Here is a 16,836-nt window from a genome sequence, read left to right as displayed (position 1 = left end):
AGGCCAAACAGACCAGTCAAATTTGTCCCCATTGTGGTGTCCATACGGGGAAAAAGCCGCTTTCTCAAAGAACTCATTTCTGCTTCCACTGCGGCGCTCGAACCCATCGAGACGTGGCAGCAGCACAAGTGGTTTGGAATCGAGGTGTCGCAAGTACGTCCACCACAGGGCGGAAAAATGCTCGTTGAGGGGAATGTTGCCGGGGATGGGTTAGCATAGCGAATCTCTTCACAGGCACACCCAATAAAGCGAGAATCTCACGAATTCTATTCGTGAGAATGTCAAAGGAGGTGAGGATGGCGATCGCAAAAATTTGGCGTTGGGGGGGAAATATGTTCATTGGCATTTTGCTCGCGATGGCGCTGGCTGTAGGTTCGGTTGCCCGAGAAACCAATCCTCGCCACCAAAGTGCTGCTTCTCTGATGCAACAGGGACAGGTTTTGTACCAAGCCCAAAAATACACTCAAGCGGTGCAAGTATGGCAACAAGCCGAGAACTTGCTACAGCAACACTCAGATACGCAACATAGGGCTTTGGTGGCCAGCTACCTGGCCCTAGCTTACCATCAGTCGGGGCAAACCGACAGGGCAAATGCAGCGATCGCCACCAGCCTGCAACTCCTTCGAGACTATCCCGCTAAAACTGCAGCCCAACAACGAATTTTAGGACAAGCTTTCCATACCCAAGGCACTTTGCAATTTGCTTTAGGTCAAGTAGAGGCCGCAGCCGATAGCTGGCGGCAGGCAGCCCAGGCTTTTGCTCGATCGGGGGAGGAAATTCGCCAGCTTGGTAGTAGCATCAATCTAGCTCAGGCAGAACAGTCTTTGGGGCTGTATATGAGAGCCAGACAGACCTTGACCGCAGTAGAGCGATCGCTACAGCAGCTGCCTGTGGAGGAAACCAAAATCTTGGTTTGGCAAAGTTTGGGAAATGTATGGCGGGCAATTGGCGAACTAGAGCGATCGCAACAGGTTTTACAAGAAGCACTCGCTGTAGCTGAACGGCAAGCAAAGTTAGAATTTATCAGTCCCATTTTCCTCAGTTTGGGCAATACGGCGCAGATGAAGCAAGAACTGGCCGTGGCGCTTGACTTTTACAAAAGGGCGGAACAAGCAGCAACCCATTTACTTCCTCGGGTGCAGGCAAGGTTAAACCAACTCCACCTGCAGCAGCTTACCCAAGAAAACACAGATCCAGCCTTGTTGTGGGAAGTCAAAGACTGGCTTCCTCAGTTGAGCGATCGCCGAGCTGCTGTTTATGCCCGCATCAACTATGCCGACTTACTGAGTGCCAATCCTGCCTACGATGGGATAACTTTGGAAGTATTTGCAGAGGCCGTTCGCCAAGCCCGAAGAATTCAAGACAAGCGAGCGGAAGCTTACGCCATTGGATATTTGGCGTGGTTCTACGAACGGCGGCAACAATGGTCAGATGCCCAATTGTTAAACGAGCAGGCTTTGCAGCGATCGCAACTTCTGCAAGCGGGGGATTTGCTCTATCGATGGCAGTGGCAGTTAGGGCGGGTTTTGCGGGCACAGGGAAAAATCGAAGCCGCCATTTCAGCCTACGAAGTTGCTTACAACACTTTGCAATCCTTGCGTCGGGATTTGATTGTTACCAGTCCGGATTTACAATTTTCCTTTAGAAACAGCGTCGAACCCCTGTACCGAGAGTTTTTAGATTTGTTGCTGGCAACAACGGCAAGCGATCGCCAAGCCAGGTTAAAGCTGGCACGACAGGTGGTCGAGTCCTTGCGTTTGGCAGAATTAAATAATTTTTTCCGCACGGCCTGCTTGGAAGACCAACAAACAACCATCGATCGTGTGGATCGGACGGCAGCCGCTATCCACCCTATCATCCTGGAAAATCGTCTGGAGCTAATTGTCAGCTTGCCCAACCAGCCCTTACGGCAGTATACAGTACCTGTAACCCGACAGCAGATCGAAACACAAACACACCAGTGGTTGCGAGAGCTGGCCAAACCGCTCACCTCACCCCGGGGCAAACAACTGGGAACGGAATTATATGAATGGTTGGTAAAACCGTTGGAAGCCGACTTGTCCCAGCATAACGTGCAAATACTGGTGTTTGTGCTTGACGGTACCTTGCGTAATATTCCCATGTCAGCCTTATTTGACGGCGATCGCTATTTGGTTGAAAAATATCAAGTAGCCCTCACGCCGGGTTTACAACTACTCGACCCCCAACCGCTACCGGTTCGTTCGTTGCAGGTACTAGCAGCAGGGCTAACAGAAGCTCGCCACGGTTTTAGTTCTCTGGCATATGTCAGCCAAGAAATGGAAGCCATTCAAAGCAAGGTCTCCAGCGAGATCCTCCTCGATCGCCGCTTCACCACGCAAACGCTACAAACGGAAGTGGAAAAGGTGCCTTTTCCTGTGGTACATCTAGCCACCCACGGACAGTTCAGTTCTAATCTAGAGGAAACATTTGTGCTAGCTTGGGACCGACCCATTTTCATTAACGAATTGCGAAGGCTGTTGCGATCGCGCGACGACCTAACAGCACGCCCCATCGAGCTGTTGGTCCTCAGTGCCTGCGAAACTGCGGCTGGCGACGATCGGGCTGCACTGGGGTTGGCTGGCATTGCCGTACAGGCAGGAGCGCGCAGTACCTTGGCTTCCCTGTGGAGTCTCGACGATCGCTCGGGAGCTGTATTTATGGAGCAGTTTTACCAAGTTCTGATGCAGCCAGATATTTCCAAAGCTGCTGCTTTGCAACAGACCCAACAAGCATTGCTGCAAAGTCCCGATTACCGCCATCCCCGCTATTGGGCACCCTATGTTTTGCTAGGCAATTGGTTATAAAGGATATCATTTGGTGGGATGGGATGGACAGGCTAGGTTGGCGGATTCTGGTGGGGAAGCTGGTTGGCGGGCAACCAATTGAACCGTACCATCTGCCTCCACCAACCAACCATTGGCTTCGAGCTGTGGTGGTTGGGAAACACCATGGGTTCCATTTGGGTTTGTGTTGCCATGGAAGCGATCGCGATGGGAGGGGGAAGCTGGTGAGTTGGTAGTATAAAGCGCCAAACTGTCAATCTCTAGAAAGTCATGCCAAAGGGAATAGGAGGTCAGAGGATCGGTAGGGTTGGCTGGTACGCCACCACGACCAACATGGGTAAATCGGCTATCGCTGGCGCTGGCATCGCAACTTTGGGTAATGGATGGTTGGCGAAAAGCAGTGGGCAAGGCAGTGACCGCTTCTAGGGTTACGTTGGGTTCGTTAATGGCTACCGTGCCATCAACACCAGCTTCGGAACTGGCGTTAATCTCGCTAACCGCCAAGCGATCGGCAAGAGGATTGACTGTCAATCCAAAGACGCCTTGAGCCGTAATATTGATGTTGCCACCGTTGCCCCGCTCGGCACTGGCCGTAATATCGCTATTTTCACGCTCGACAGCTACAACAAACCCATTTTCCGCGTTCATGTTAATGTTGCCTCCATTAGCCACCTCGCCCCCTTGCGCTGAAATGATACTGCCATTGCGCAAAACCAGCAGCGTAACCTCATTGATATTGGTAATGCCGCCAGCGATACCGCTCGCTACCGATGCCGACAAACGCCCGCTATCTAGCAACAGCTCCTCAGCGGTAATGTTTAAATTTCCTGCCGTACTGTTAAAGCTGCTCACCGCTATAGTACCTCCGTCTTGGACGACAAGCTGAGGTGTATGTAAATTCAAGCTGCCGGCACGGCCAGTGGCATTTTCCAAAGAAGCAACGGCCAGGAGAGAACGCTCATTAGAATCATTTCCAATCGCCTGAATTTTCTCCCGCGCGTTTATGGTAATGTTGCCAGCATTCCCAGCACCAGAGGTCGTTGCTGAGAGTTCTCCGCCATCTCGTACTGTTAGGTTTCCCGTCTCTATAAAGATGTTGCGGCTATTCCCAGTGCCAGTATTCTCGACACCGGTTTCTATTTGGGAAGGAGATTCGGCCGAAGAGTGCCTGCCAGTAACCAGAATGGTATCTTGGATACGCAAATCCAAAGTGCCACTGTTACCACTTCCAAGGGTGGCAGCAGAAATTTCCCCGCCATTGCTAACCACCAAGCGATCGCCTCGAATAACAATCGCCCCTCCCTCTCCAGTGGCTGCGGGCAAAACGCCCGATAAAATTCCCGTTGGAGACGATTCGCTACCGTGACCGCGGGCAATGTCAATATCCCTGGCCTCGATCGCAATGGTACCGCCATTACCAGAACTTGTAGTATCGCTATTAATGTTTCCGTTGTTTTGCAGTAGCAATCGTGCTGTGGATATATGAATGTTGCCAGCATCCCCCTCGCCTTGGGTTTGATTGGCGATCGCGCTATTGAAGTTCCCCCGATCGGAACTTCCTCTCACTTCAATCAAATCAGTCACACCTAGGAAGATGTCACCGGCTTTCCCTGGACCAAGAGTTAGCGCTAGGATTTGTCCCCCATTCGTTATTGACAGCCGCCTTGTGTTGACTTCGATCCGACCCGAATCCAAATTACTGATGAGATTTGACGCACCTAAATCACTCGGAAATTCTGCTTGTTCGGGAATTGATTCCAAGCCAGGGGAAGCACCGTCTATCTCCACAAATTCGCTAGCATGGACAGTTATGTTGCCAGCGGCACCTGCACCTTCGCTATTCACCTTCATAGAGCCTCCCTGCAGCAATCGCAACTGCCCAGTTTGAATGGCGAGGTTGCCTGCGTTTCCGTTTCCCCGGGAGTTGGCAAAAATGCCCGTGGGATTTCTCACATTGCCTAGTCCGGTTACGTTCAGGGCTTCGGTGGCGTTGATGGTGATGTTGCCAGCGTTCCCCTCAGCGAAGGTGCTTGCCGAAATGGCAGCGCCCGATTCTATGGTAAGGGTACTGGTGTTGACGAGCAAATCGGCAGCGTTACCAGTTCCAAAAACCCGGAGAAAAATGCCGCCAGGTATACCGTTGGGGAGCGTCCCGGAGAGTAAAATGCCTTCTGGGGCCGTTACGATCGCACGAGTTTCATCGATCTGTCCGTAATTCACGGCAAGCAAGGCGGCGCCTTGGATGAGGTGAAGGCGACTACCTTGAACTTGCAAGTAATTCTTGCCCTCGCCACTGACATCCGCGATCGCTTGACCGATGAGGGTGACAGGAAGCAAAGGGCGCTGGGAAATGCTTTCTAGGGCATATTCCCCATTTGTTGGTTCAAAGGCAACGGTTGCATTATCTCCCAAAGCTGCCATTTCGATGTGCCCCCCTGGTGCTAGGAGAATCCCCTGGTCGAACAGCAGTTCCCCTCCTATGAACGCTAAAGTTTGCTGTGGGGGAACTTCCAGTCCTTCTACAGACTGATTGAGGAGCCTACCTGGTCCAGTACCCATTTGCAAGCCTAAAGGCATGTTTACGGTTAGTAACGGTGGTGCTTGGGGATTGCTGGCGCTGAAGCTGCGATTGTTTTCAAACAGAATGCTGTCGGCGCTGGTGGCGATGAAAGCACCATTCACATCCAAACGAGCGTTGGGACCAAATACAATGCCGTTGGGGTTGAGTAAAAACAAGTCGGCCGCTCCCAACACGCCCAATGTTCCGGCAATTTCCGAGGGATTGGTTCCCGTGACCCGACTGAAGATGCGCTGGATGCCGTTGGGCGTGGCAAAATACACTTGTTGCTCTGGCGCTACGTTAAATTCGGAAAAACTGTGAAACAGGTTGCTCCCGCGCTGGGCACCCCCCTCAATGAGTTGGGCGGGGTTACTGTCTAGGGTGGTAGCATTGGGTGTGGAGGCTTCGTTTCCCAGGGTGGCATCGGGGATGATTTGCCCCTGAGCTGTGGGAGGGGTTCCCAAGGAAATGGCAACCAAGGCTATCCCTGCTAAAAACAAATGAATGGTAGGGGAAAAATCTGTTGGTTGGTTGGATTGCTGTTGGTGGTTGGCGTGCAAGGCGACTCTCCTGAAGTTATTTTTAGTATAGCCCTGGTTTTTCCCATCAGCAATTGGGGGGGGTATACGGTGAGAAATGTTCGCATATCTTGATTTTTTTAGAAAAATTTGCCAGAAATAATTGAGGTATTTTTTATAGAATGTTTTTATGGAGCGGGTTTATCGGGGGGATTGGAAAATCCAGAGAATTATTGCTTTTTAGAAATAGCAGGACAGGGACGCTTGGAAAAACGCCCCTGTTTTTTTCTTAGAAGCTAGAAACTTCTTGGAAATCTTCTGCGGTGATGTTGGTGGCCTCTACACCGGTTAGAACAGCGATCGCATTTCCATTGGCGGAAATGACCGTGCCATTTGCAGTTTGCATGATGCTCACCTCGGCAAATGAAATCCCGTTCGGTTGTAAGGGAAAGTCGCTGGCAGGCAAAACCAGAGCATCTACGCCATCTTCAAAATCGGTGATGGTGTCAGGACCGGATACAGGTCGCAGTAAAAAGCGATCGCTTCCGCCACCACCTGTGAGCGTATCTTCTCCCAAATCGCCACTGAGGAAGTCGTTGCCGTTGCCACCGGTGATGATATCTGCCTGCTGGCCGCCAAAGATGGTGTCATCGCCATTATTGCCATTGAGGATATCTTCTCCTTGACCGCCAAAGAGGGTATCGCTACCATCGTCGCCGCTGGCATGGTCGCTCCCTTGACCGGCTAGGAGCAGGTCGTCGCCGTTGCCGCCACCGACAAAATCGTTGCCAAGACCGCCATCGAGGGTATCGCTGCCGTTGCCCCCTTGCAGGTTATCGTGGTCTTGACCGCCAAATAGGATATCGTTGCCATCGCCGCCGCTGATATTATCGTTCCCTTGATTGCCGTTGATAATGTCGTTGCCGCCATTGCCGCGAACGTTGTCGGTTCCCGACCAAGTTGCGATCGCATCATCTCCATCAACACCGGTCACATTATCATCTTCTGGCGTTCCTTTCGAGTTCTCTTTCTGAGAAATAAGTTTCTGTTGCGCCACTTGCTCGGTTTTGGCGTCGGTATGTACATCGCTGGTATTTTCCCATGTGTTGCTTGGGGAGTCCTCGGACCGAAGATCGCCACCCATATTTTCGGTTTGGGTTTCTGTCTCAGCTATATCAGCGATTGGGTTTTGGTGGGGCAACTCAAAAGTCAGTGGTGAGAATTCTTGGGGAATGTCGTTACTAACTGATGGCGGTACGGAGTTCGATGCATCCTGGGAAACGCTGCTCTCCATACTTGTAGGAGGAGATGGCATTTTGTTTGCTCCTAATAAGAAGCCATCATCTTGATAGAGGTCATCTAAGTTAGAGAGCGGGGGATTGTTATTATCGTTCTGGGGCAGCGTATCTAGATTGGGGAATGTATAGTTGATATCACCAGGTCCCAATAAGTCATTGGGCATTGTATTTCCGGGCCAACATGGCAGGCAAATCTTGGTTGGACTTCCCGGATTGCCTCCCGTATTGCCATCAAGAGGATCTCCCGGGTTGCCTCCCGTATTGCCACCATTGTCAATGGGCTGATTTTCACCAGCAGTAGTTGCTAATTTAGTAAAATCTTCAACCAATTCTTGTGGAATATCCTGAGTTGCTGCCGGGAGTTGGCTGAGTTGCTCCTTGTTTAATAATGCGGGAGACGTTTCGTTTTCTAGGGGTAATGCTTTTTGGAGACTTTCTGGTATATCGGTAATGACTTCATTGGTATTACCAATCAGTTTTTCAAAGAAATCTCCTGGTAGTTTTTCGGCAAAATCTAGGATGATATCCTTCGGAAATACTTCCAAAAGTTTGCTGCCAAAGTCGTCTGGTATTAAATCAAGCAAATTGAAGGGGAGATCTGGGAGATCGAGCTTGGTAAAGTCAAGAGGCATTTCCGACATCATGCTGTCGATGTCGAAGTTTTCTAGTAGCTCATTGGGAATTTCTGGCAGCAGATCCAAAAACTGATTGGCAAATTGACCCGTTGTTTCCAGCAATTGTTCTGGTAACTTTTCTAAAAAGCTACCGACGACATTAGATAGTTCCGTAAATTGCTCGAAGCCGCTGTCCAAACCTTGTTCTACCATGTCGAGTAAGGATTTGCCCACATCGGCATATTCCAAAATGCGATCGAGGATATCTTCGCCCACATTTTGAATCTGGGTAGCAATCCCACTTAGGTCTTGACCGTATTCGGCAAACTTATTTATGAGGAAATCGCCAGCCATTTGCAGTTCGCCAATAACTTGTTCGCCGAAATTTTGCATCTGTGCGAACACGGTGTCCGAGAGATTACGTAGCTGCTCTAAGTTAGATTTCGATAAGTCGCTGAGTCCGTCAACTGCTTCTGTCGAAAGATTTTTCAGAGCGGCTATTTCATCCCCAGACAGAGTGCTAATGGCGTCAATCGCATCGGCGGAGAGGTTGCTAATTTTTTCGATTTGTCCGGATGTTAAGTTGCGTAGAGAATCAACAACCTCCTGTGAGTATTGCGCCAGGGTGGAAATGCCCGACATAAGATCCGATTCGGCAAAGTCAGCGAAGACGGTAAATGCTTCGTCGGATAAGTTACGAATTGTATCGATTTGTGTCTGGGAAAAGGTAAGGATGGCGTCTCGGGTAAATGCGGGAAGGTTGGTAATGGCCTCGATGCTCTCTTCACCTAATTCGTTGAGCGTGTCGATAATGGACTCTCCGTATTTTTTCAGGAGATCGGGAATTTTATCGGTAATTTCTGGAATTGCCTCAATCGCATCGTCAAGCTTTGTCAAAGCCTTCTCAAGAATCTTTTTAAAATCGTCAATGGGATCGATAATGGGATCGATAATGGGGTCGATAATGGGATCGATAATGGGCTTGATGGGATTGACAATGGGATCGATAATGGGCTTGATGGGGTCGAAAATGTCTCCAAGGGAAATATCAATATCGCCCGGATTGAAGAATGTAGTAAAAGGCATTGTCACGGGTGTACTGGGCGGCGTATATGGAGGATTGGTACCGTCGTGGTTTCCGTTGTCAGTTTTGCCATCTTTGTCGTTCAGTTCTAAAATTAGGTATTTGGGGACCTTGCTCATCTGCTGTAGCGTTTGCTCATCCAGATCGCGAATTTCTTGCAACAGCCCTTGTGAGTAGAAAAACTTCAGGGAAGTTTGAAACCCTATAGAATGAATTTCATGTAAAACTTCGCCAGAAACCGTATCGAAAGCTGCGGGAAGGGTATTATCTAACTCCCGAATTTCTTGCAGAACTGAATTGGAATTGTCGAGAATTGCATCAATAACGCCATCGCCTAGTTCCCGTACTTCATACAGAACTTCCTTAGAAAAATCCTTGAGAGTAGCGGCTGTTTTCTCATCTAAGTCTTTTATTTCCTTGGCTGCATCGACAGATTCGCCGATTAAATCTCCCACGCCACCGGTTAGTTCGCTCACAAAACTGGCAATGGTAGGATGGTTCGCGATCGCATCAATGGTCTCTGCACTCAACTCCCTCAGAGCCGATATTCCCTCGGCACCAATTTTGGCACCGAGGTCGATAATGGCATTCATGAGGTCTTCTCCCAAATCAAACAGAGAAAAACTCACCGAACCAGCTGCCTGACTGTACAAATCTAAAGGCATATTAAACTCTTCGGCAGCTACTTCCAAATGGACCGATCCGCCTTTTGTCAAGGCAGGTGCCCTGTCTGGGTCGGCGAAAAAGCTCATGCCCTTACTGCCAGCAAAATCCAGATCGATGGGGGGAATTTTGCTCGGTGGGATGGTAAAAGAACCACCTACTTCCATATCCCAACCTGCACTGGAAATATATTTCTCCTGGGCCTGTGTTCCCAAGGAAATATCTTGAGTAGTTGGTAATTCCGTCAGTCCGCCAACGGAATAGGAAAAGCCAGAGTCAGCGGCTGTTGGCAATTCAGTGGTAACCCCTAAAGCCAAACTTAGGGTATAATCAGGAACCAAATTCAGCAAATCGGTGGTTTTCCAATCGCCATCGATGAGGTCACCAAACTCCCAGGAATAGCCAGCACCGATTTCCAGGGTAAAAATCCCCAGGTTAAATTTCGTTGCGGTACCCAGGTCTAAGGTTGGAGCGATATAGGGTATGTTATTGTCCATGGTGGTATTCTCCCAAATAAAGATAAGAAAAGAAAAAGAGTTCCTTGCTGGATTGAGATGCGCCTAAGGATTTGCCGGCGTTATTGACTTATGCGGGAGCGTGCCAACGTTTATGCACTCGTGGAAACTGGCAAAATCAAAATGGCCAACCCGCCGTCTGTTGGGGGGGATCCCACTCGCCCCAAAAATTTCCAAAATTTTGCTCTCAATATGGGAAATTTGCTGTACGATCCGATGTAAGTTCAATTTGCAGATGTATGGTGCCACCTCGTCGTACTCTTACTGAGATGTTTTCGAGCTTCGCGAGGTTTGAAAACGACTGCTTCCAGCAGTGGTTCACCGAGCCCGTACTGCTACGGAACCTACAGCGACAAGCATCTGTTGCCGATCTGAGTGCGGCCAATCGCGCCGCACAGGATTTTTGGGTGCTGTATTGGTATCGCATTTGGCAGCAGAGCAGCCCGAGTTCGCGGGAACAATTGGCTTTGGGTCATTTAACCGCTTACTTACAGGAGTCGTGTTATTGGGTGGCGCAGCACACTGCCCGCCAGCTAAACGGCGTTCAATTTGGCGTATCGGACTGCTTTCAAATTGCGATCGCGACGGTTCCCACATTACTTGCCCGCTACAATCCCAATCAAGGTGCCAGCCTCAGTACCTATGCCGGATTGTGCTTTCGCCATACCATTCGCGATGTTTTACGGCAGCAGCGAGAGGTAGAAACCCGTAGCGACTGGGGTTTGTTGCGCAAGGCAAGCCAAAAGCAGATCGTGGAAGCCTTACAGGCATTGGGGTTGGGAAGCGAACAGATTGCCAACTATCGGTTGGTCTGGATGGCTTACAAAACCTGTTGGACCGATCGAACTTTCAATAACCGCCAGCTCTCCCGCCCGGATGGAGAAACCTGGCAGGCGATCGCTTCCTTTTACAACGATTGCCAAGGGTCGGCAGTTTCTGGGGCAACCGTAGAGCGGTGGTTGCAAGACCTGGCGGGAGCTTTGCGTCGGTACCTGCAACCGACGGTTACTTCCCTCAACTTACCGAAGTTTGAAGGGGGCGGCGAATGGCAGGACGATTTTCCGGCAGCCGGGGAAGATATTCCCTGGGTATCTCTGATGCGTCAGGAAGAACTGCAACAGCGGCGGCAACAAAAAGCTGAAATCAGCGATCGCTTGTGCCAAGCCGTGGCAGCCATCGACGGACAAAACCGACAATTGTTGCTGCTTTACTACGGTCAAAACTGCACCCAACAACAAATAGCCGAGCAATTACAGCTCAAGCAGTATACCGTCTCGCGGCGATTGAGCCGTATCAAACAATCTTTACTTTGGGAGATTGCCTCCTGGAGTCAAGAATCGCAGCAGAAAAAACTTACTTCCTCCGTACTCAAAGAAATTGGTATGGCTTTGGAGGAGTGGCTGCAGAACCATCTACAAGAACACGCTATGGAGGGTAGTCTCCTCAAGGAATAGGTGGTCCCGATGCTTTTAGATCTTGCACTTCAACGGCTAGAAATTCCAGCAGACCTCCACCAGCAGGCGCAAGAGCGCAGTCAAACCCATGCTGTGGCGGGGCTACGCCTGCAAGTGTACTGGAACTTGGTTTGCCAGGAACTGCTCACACCGTGGCTGGAAGATTGTCTAGCCGGTACGCCAATAGCCGTGCATTCCCATCCTCCCCACCCCCGGCAGTGGGAGCTGCTGAATGGCTGTACTTGGCAGCTACAAGGGGAAGAGCGGCAGCCGGTGACACTGGTTTGCTTGCCCGACGAAACTATGGATCGCAGCGAATTTCGAGTACCGCGGGAATGGGTCGATGTCCCTCGTTTGGTGGGAGATTACTATTTGGCGGTGGAAGTTAATCCCGAACAAGGGTGGTTGGAAGTTTGGGGATACGCAACCCACGCTCAAATCAAAACAGATGGCAAATACGACCCCTGCGATCGCACTTACTGCCTGAGTTCTTCTTACCTTATCCCAGATACCAACTGCCTGTGGGTCATGCTGCAACTTGGTAGTGAAAGGACCCGCCGCGCCATTCCCCCCCTGCCCAGCTTATCCGCGGAACGCACCGATGTTCTGATACGGCAACTGTCTCAAGCAGAAATTGTGCTGCCCCGGCAGCAACTTTCTTTTGCAGAGTGGGGGGCTTTGTTGCAGCGATCGCCAGTGCTCGAAGAAATTTGTCACCACCGCCAACTACCAGGTGATAGAACGCCGGAGGTGACGCACCTCGATCGATGGCTGGAGAACGTTTTCGAGGCTGGCTGGCAATCCCTGGAAGTGTTGTTGGGGAGAACCCCGGAATGGGCGATGGGTTGGCGTCGGGAATCTGCCGAACACCTCTGCCGTCGGGTGAAAGCCATTGACTTCGCAGACCCCTACCCGCCTTTGTGGTTGTTTGTGCTTCTGGAACCGGAAACCGATGGGCAATTGGGGATTCGCATGCGGCTGCTGCCTAAGTCTGTGGATGCTTGCTTGCCAGCATCGCTCCGCCTGACTCTACGTTCTGCAGAAGGGGATGAGGTGCAAACCGTACAAGCTCGCCAGCAAGATAAGTCCATTCAGTTCAAGCGTTTTCGCTGCCCCCGCGGGATTGCATTTACGGTTGAAATCGCGATCGCGGAGATAAAACGATCCGAAAAATTTGTCACCTAATCGAGTTGGCTCCCATGAATCACTTGGCGATCCTCAATCTGGGCAATGGAGACTGGGAAAGCGGTTTTGCCAATGCGATCGCCCAACTTTGGCATAGCGATCGCGCCGCCCCCAGGCAGTGGACGGGTGCCCTTCCCCCCCTACCCGCTCTGGGAGAGTCCTTGCAAGCATGGCGGCGTCACTACGAAGCCCTGTACGCCCACACCAACTGGCGGCGGCATATAGAAGCAACCATCCGGCACAGCTTTGACATCGATGAGGGAGATATTACTCACATTTCCCCAGCAGAGTTCGAGCGCATTTGCCAACAAGTACGTACCCATATCAATCGTTGGTTGCAGGCAGAAACCTTTCACAACATCGACCGGGGATTGCGCACCCATTTAAGTCCCACCGATGAAATTCGCTTGATTTTTACAGCTCAGAATCAGGAAGTGCTGCGGTTGCCGTGGCATTTGTGGCAGTTTTTTGAAGATTATCCCCACGCCGAGCCAGCTCTAAGTTTGCCCACCTACGGACAAGCGGTGAAAATGGCTCGCCCACGGGAAACCATTCGCATTTTGGTGGTATTGGGAAACGCCCAAGGAATTGATTTGAGTCGCGATCGCGCTTTATTGGAAAATCTTCCCCATACCACGGCTACCGTTCTCGTAGAACCCAACCGAGACACCCTTAACCGGCATTTATGGGAAGCACAATGGGATTTGCTCTTTTTTGCCGGTCACAGTAGCAGCCGAGCCAGTACTCACTTTGCCCAGGGATGCTTGCAGCTCAATCCCACAGAAAGCCTTACACTAGAAGACTTACGCTACGGTCTCAAAAGAGCGATCGCCCATGGTTTGAAACTAGCTATTTTCAATTCCTGCGATGGGTTGGGACTGGCTTGGGATTTGGCAGACTTACACGTGCCTCAAGTCATCGTCATGCGAGAACCCGTTCCCGACTGCGTGGCTCAAATGTTTTTACAGCAGTTCTTGCAAGCATTGGTCGGCGGTCAGTCGCTCTATCAAGCAGTACGGGAAGCTAGGGAGAAATTGCAGGGATGGGAGGACCGTTTTCCCTGTGCCACGTGGTTGCCCGTTATTTATCAAAATCCCGCCGAAGCTTCCACCAATTGGGAGAGTTGGTGGTACGAATCGCTCGCCGTACCGAATTCTCTATCTGGGGAGAGGGCGATCGCATTTTTCGGCAGTGGCAAGTTGATTCCTGGCTACCCTCTCCTGCGTGCTTTTGTGGCTGCTTTGGCGGTGGCTAGCACGACTTTGGGGATACGTGCTGTCGGTGCTTTCCAATCGATGGAGTTATGGGCGTTCGACCGCTTGCAAATTCTCCGTCCTGCAGAACCAACGGACCATCGCTTTTTAATTGTTACCTTAGAAGAAGCAGACATTCAAGCCCAACCGGAACCTTTACGCAACGGGTCTTTATCCGACCGAGCTTTGGAACAAGTTTTAGAAAAGTTAGAACGACACCAACCCCGGGTTATTGGATTGGATATCTATCGCGACCGGGCTACCAACGCACAAAACCTAGCGATCGCGCAAGCCTTGCGACACGACGATCGCCTAATTGTGGTCTGCAAAAGTCGGGATCAAATTTTCGATCCGGTTGGCATTGCACCTCCTCCGGAAGTGCCCGAACATCGGGTTGGATTTAGCGACTTTCTTGAAGACACCGACGGGGTTTTGCGGCGGCAAATTGTTTCCATGACCCCAGAACCCGCCTCTCCCTGCACGACACCTTATTCTTTTAGTTCGCGGCTGGCCTTTCGCTACTTACAAGCAGAAGGCATTACCCCCCAGTTTACCCCAGAAGGCAATCTTCAGTTGGGCAGGACCGTACTAAAACGGATACAATCTTATTGGGGAGGCTACCAGGACATTGATGCGGCGGGAAACCAATTGATGGTGAACTACCGAGCTCTCCTCTCCCCAGACCGCATTGCCCCTCAAATTACCTTAAGCCAACTGTTAGCCGGTCAAGTGGCACCAGATGCCATTCGCGATCGCATTGTTTTGTTGGGGGTGACCGCTGTTAGTACCGGGGATTACTGGATAACACCCTTCGGTTCTAGTCGCGCCCAACGAGTAGCTGGTGTATTTGTACAAGCTCATATGACCAGCCAACTGATAGCAGCTGCCTTAAACAAACGACCCATTTTATGGGTTTGGCCTCTGGCAATAGAAGCTATGTGGTTGCTGGGATGGAGTTTGTTGGGGTATGGCATCGCCAAACTCAGGCATTTTTTGCTTCGCACTTTGACAATGCTTTTATCTATCGGTGTTTTAACCGGTATTTGTTTTGTTTTGTTGTTGGTTGGCGGCTGGATTCCCTTGGTTCCAACCGGGATAGCAATGGTTGTAGCAGCAGGTATTGCTTCTTTAGATTTTTCCAAACATACCAAGTAAATTTTTTATCTGGCAAATTTTTATTCTGGAAAAGAACATGAACCGGATAATAGCAATTTTGAAAAATAGTCATTTCCCTAAAAAAGCCAAATTAAAAAGCTCTCCAATAACAAGAATACGAATATTTCTTGCCGGAATGTCTAAAAATCGGATTGTACCAAATCCGATTTACATAAACCCACAAAAACATAGGAGTAGTGCCCCCGTGCCTACCCCTACAAAAGAGACTCCCAGCGCAGGCGTTGCCCCTACAGAAAAATTGTGGTTCCCCCATGTTGGATTTGGGCTCAAATCCGTGCAACTCCCATTGAAAATGCTTGTTATTTTAGCAGGAATCTGGTTGAACTTGGTCAATTCTGCCCGTGCAGAACCATTTCCATCTCTACCAACTTCTAACGCACCGACAGATGCCCTTCGTGGCAGCCAAATTCTCTTCAATGCGCCACCACCCCCCAAACAAGGAACACCCAGCGGTCGCTCTCAAGGAGGTGCCAGCCGAGGTCCTTGCCAGGATTACGAAGACCTCACAGCACTCGTACCTACCACCGATGGTGTTGTGTGGGGCAAAACCACTCGTCAACATCCCTCTTTTTGGTTTTACTTACCCCATCCTTTAACTGCAGAGACGCCAATCGAATTTATATTGCAAGATGCTACCGATAATTATGTTTACCAAACCCATGTAACGGTTCCGAATACCCCTGCCGGACTGATTCGATTTGAAGTTGACCCCCAGGGGCAATCCCTGCAACCCAACCAACTCTATACTTGGACTTTGGTTATCTATTGTAATCCGACGCAACCCACCCAGTCGGTCTTTGTTAATGGTATTTTACAACGCTCTCTCCCTAATTCCGAACTGCAAGCTAAGCTCGCAACTGCCGAGGCACTAGAACGAGCAAAACTGTACGCTGCCCACGGTATTTGGTACGATGCCCTCCATATCCTGGCACAACAGTATCAATCTCAACCGTATAGCGATCGCGTCTCCACAGCGTGGGCAGACTTACTACAACAAGTTGGATTGGATACCTCGATCGATAAGCCATTTACTTCTTGTTGTGGTTCTTACTAATTTGGCAGCAAAAATGCTTAGGAGGCACGATCCTTCGTTGGTGGTTTTTGTTTAGTTTGGGTAATAGGTTTTTAAAAGTTATTTGCAAATTTTTATAAGAAGCGGGAATTTGGCTATTTTTTTGTCAAGGGGTTAATTGAGAATTTTGTCAATTGTGAAACGGACTTGCGTACTTTGAGGTCGATTTGGTACAATTGGAAAAATTTCATAATCAGGGCGCAGTATGTCAATTTCCCGAAATTTGGCATAAAAAATGGCTGAAATTCCCATAGTTTCGTTTGCTGGAAGCGCGATCGCATTTTGTTGAACCAGACCTCTTGCCACAAATTTTGGGCAGTCGCCTGGGGGGAGGTTTGATATATTGTTTGTTTTATGATATGATAAAAGGTTTTGGGGATAGATTGAAGCGCGATCGCTGTAGCGAACAACGAATTCTACCAATTCTGTACTTTCGCGCAAACATGGGACAATTGATAGGTACCATCGCCTCATTGCTGCCAGGATTGTAGCCGATCGCGGGAAAAAGACCGAAGAGACCGAAGAAGATTGCCGGTGGGGAATTTTTGGCATCTGCGCGGCAGCCGTCAATGCTACCCGATGGAAGCTGTACGAATCTCTTCAGGCTACCGGGTTGGAGCTAGAAACGGGATCTGGGGGG

Annotated in this window: 9 protein-coding genes; 6 read left to right on the top strand and 3 right to left on the bottom strand. The window is 50.1% G+C overall.

Annotated elements, in window-relative coordinates; translation table 11 throughout:
- Window positions 1-20: 20 nt before the first annotated feature.
- The gene (locus AS151_RS17265; protein WP_343327439.1) at window positions 21-188 is read left to right on the top strand and encodes a zinc ribbon domain-containing protein; all 168 of its coding nucleotides are present in this window, start codon (window positions 21-23) and stop codon (window positions 186-188) included.
- A 108-nt stretch (window positions 189-296) separates the two neighbouring features.
- Window positions 297-2,825, top strand: coding sequence for a CHAT domain-containing protein (locus AS151_RS17260; RefSeq protein WP_170861438.1), 2,529 nt, complete (start codon window positions 297-299; stop codon window positions 2,823-2,825).
- 6 nt (window positions 2,826-2,831) lie between these two features.
- On the opposite strand, the gene AS151_RS17255 is transcribed toward AS151_RS17260, so the two are convergent.
- Together AS151_RS17255 and AS151_RS17250 are read right to left on the bottom strand one after the other, a co-directional pair.
- Window positions 2,832-5,924: a filamentous hemagglutinin N-terminal domain-containing protein gene (locus AS151_RS17255; RefSeq protein WP_170861437.1), complete on the bottom strand. Its 3,093-nt coding sequence runs from the start codon at window positions 5,922-5,924 to the stop codon at window positions 2,832-2,834.
- 247 nt (window positions 5,925-6,171) lie between these two features.
- Entirely contained in the window at window positions 6,172-10,038 is a 3,867-nt protein-coding gene (locus AS151_RS17250) for a hypothetical protein (RefSeq protein WP_071518306.1), read from the bottom strand.
- A 287-nt stretch (window positions 10,039-10,325) separates the two neighbouring features.
- Between AS151_RS17250 and AS151_RS17245 the strand changes: the two genes are divergently transcribed.
- From AS151_RS17245 to AS151_RS17230, 4 genes are all read left to right on the top strand, one after another.
- A complete protein-coding gene (locus AS151_RS17245; RefSeq protein WP_170861436.1) occupies window positions 10,326-11,510 on the top strand; it encodes a sigma-70 family RNA polymerase sigma factor in 1,185 nt (394 codons plus the stop codon).
- A gap of 9 nt (window positions 11,511-11,519) precedes the next feature.
- A complete protein-coding gene (locus AS151_RS17240; RefSeq protein ID WP_071518305.1) occupies window positions 11,520-12,695 on the top strand; it encodes a DUF1822 family protein in 1,176 nt (391 codons plus the stop codon).
- A 14-nt stretch (window positions 12,696-12,709) separates the two neighbouring features.
- The gene (locus AS151_RS17235; protein WP_071518304.1) at window positions 12,710-15,103 is read left to right on the top strand and encodes a CHASE2 domain-containing protein; all 2,394 of its coding nucleotides are present in this window, start codon (window positions 12,710-12,712) and stop codon (window positions 15,101-15,103) included.
- Window positions 15,104-15,416: 313 nt separating this feature from the next.
- On the top strand, window positions 15,417-16,178 hold the full coding sequence (locus tag AS151_RS17230) for a DUF928 domain-containing protein (protein ID WP_170861435.1): 762 nt from the start codon (window positions 15,417-15,419) through the stop codon (window positions 16,176-16,178).
- Between the two features lie 132 nt (window positions 16,179-16,310).
- On the opposite strand, the gene AS151_RS21670 is transcribed toward AS151_RS17230, so the two are convergent.
- Window positions 16,311-16,637: a hypothetical protein gene (locus AS151_RS21670; RefSeq protein ID WP_139240732.1), complete on the bottom strand. Its 327-nt coding sequence runs from the start codon at window positions 16,635-16,637 to the stop codon at window positions 16,311-16,313.
- Window positions 16,638-16,836: the final 199 nt, after the last annotated feature.

The sequence above is a fragment of the Geitlerinema sp. PCC 9228 genome (genome assembly GCF_001870905.1).
GTDB lineage: Bacteria > Cyanobacteriota > Cyanobacteriia > Cyanobacteriales > PCC-9228 > PCC-9228.
The sequence above is the reverse complement of the archived record's forward strand: the minus strand, read 5'-3'. Positions and strand labels throughout refer to the sequence as shown.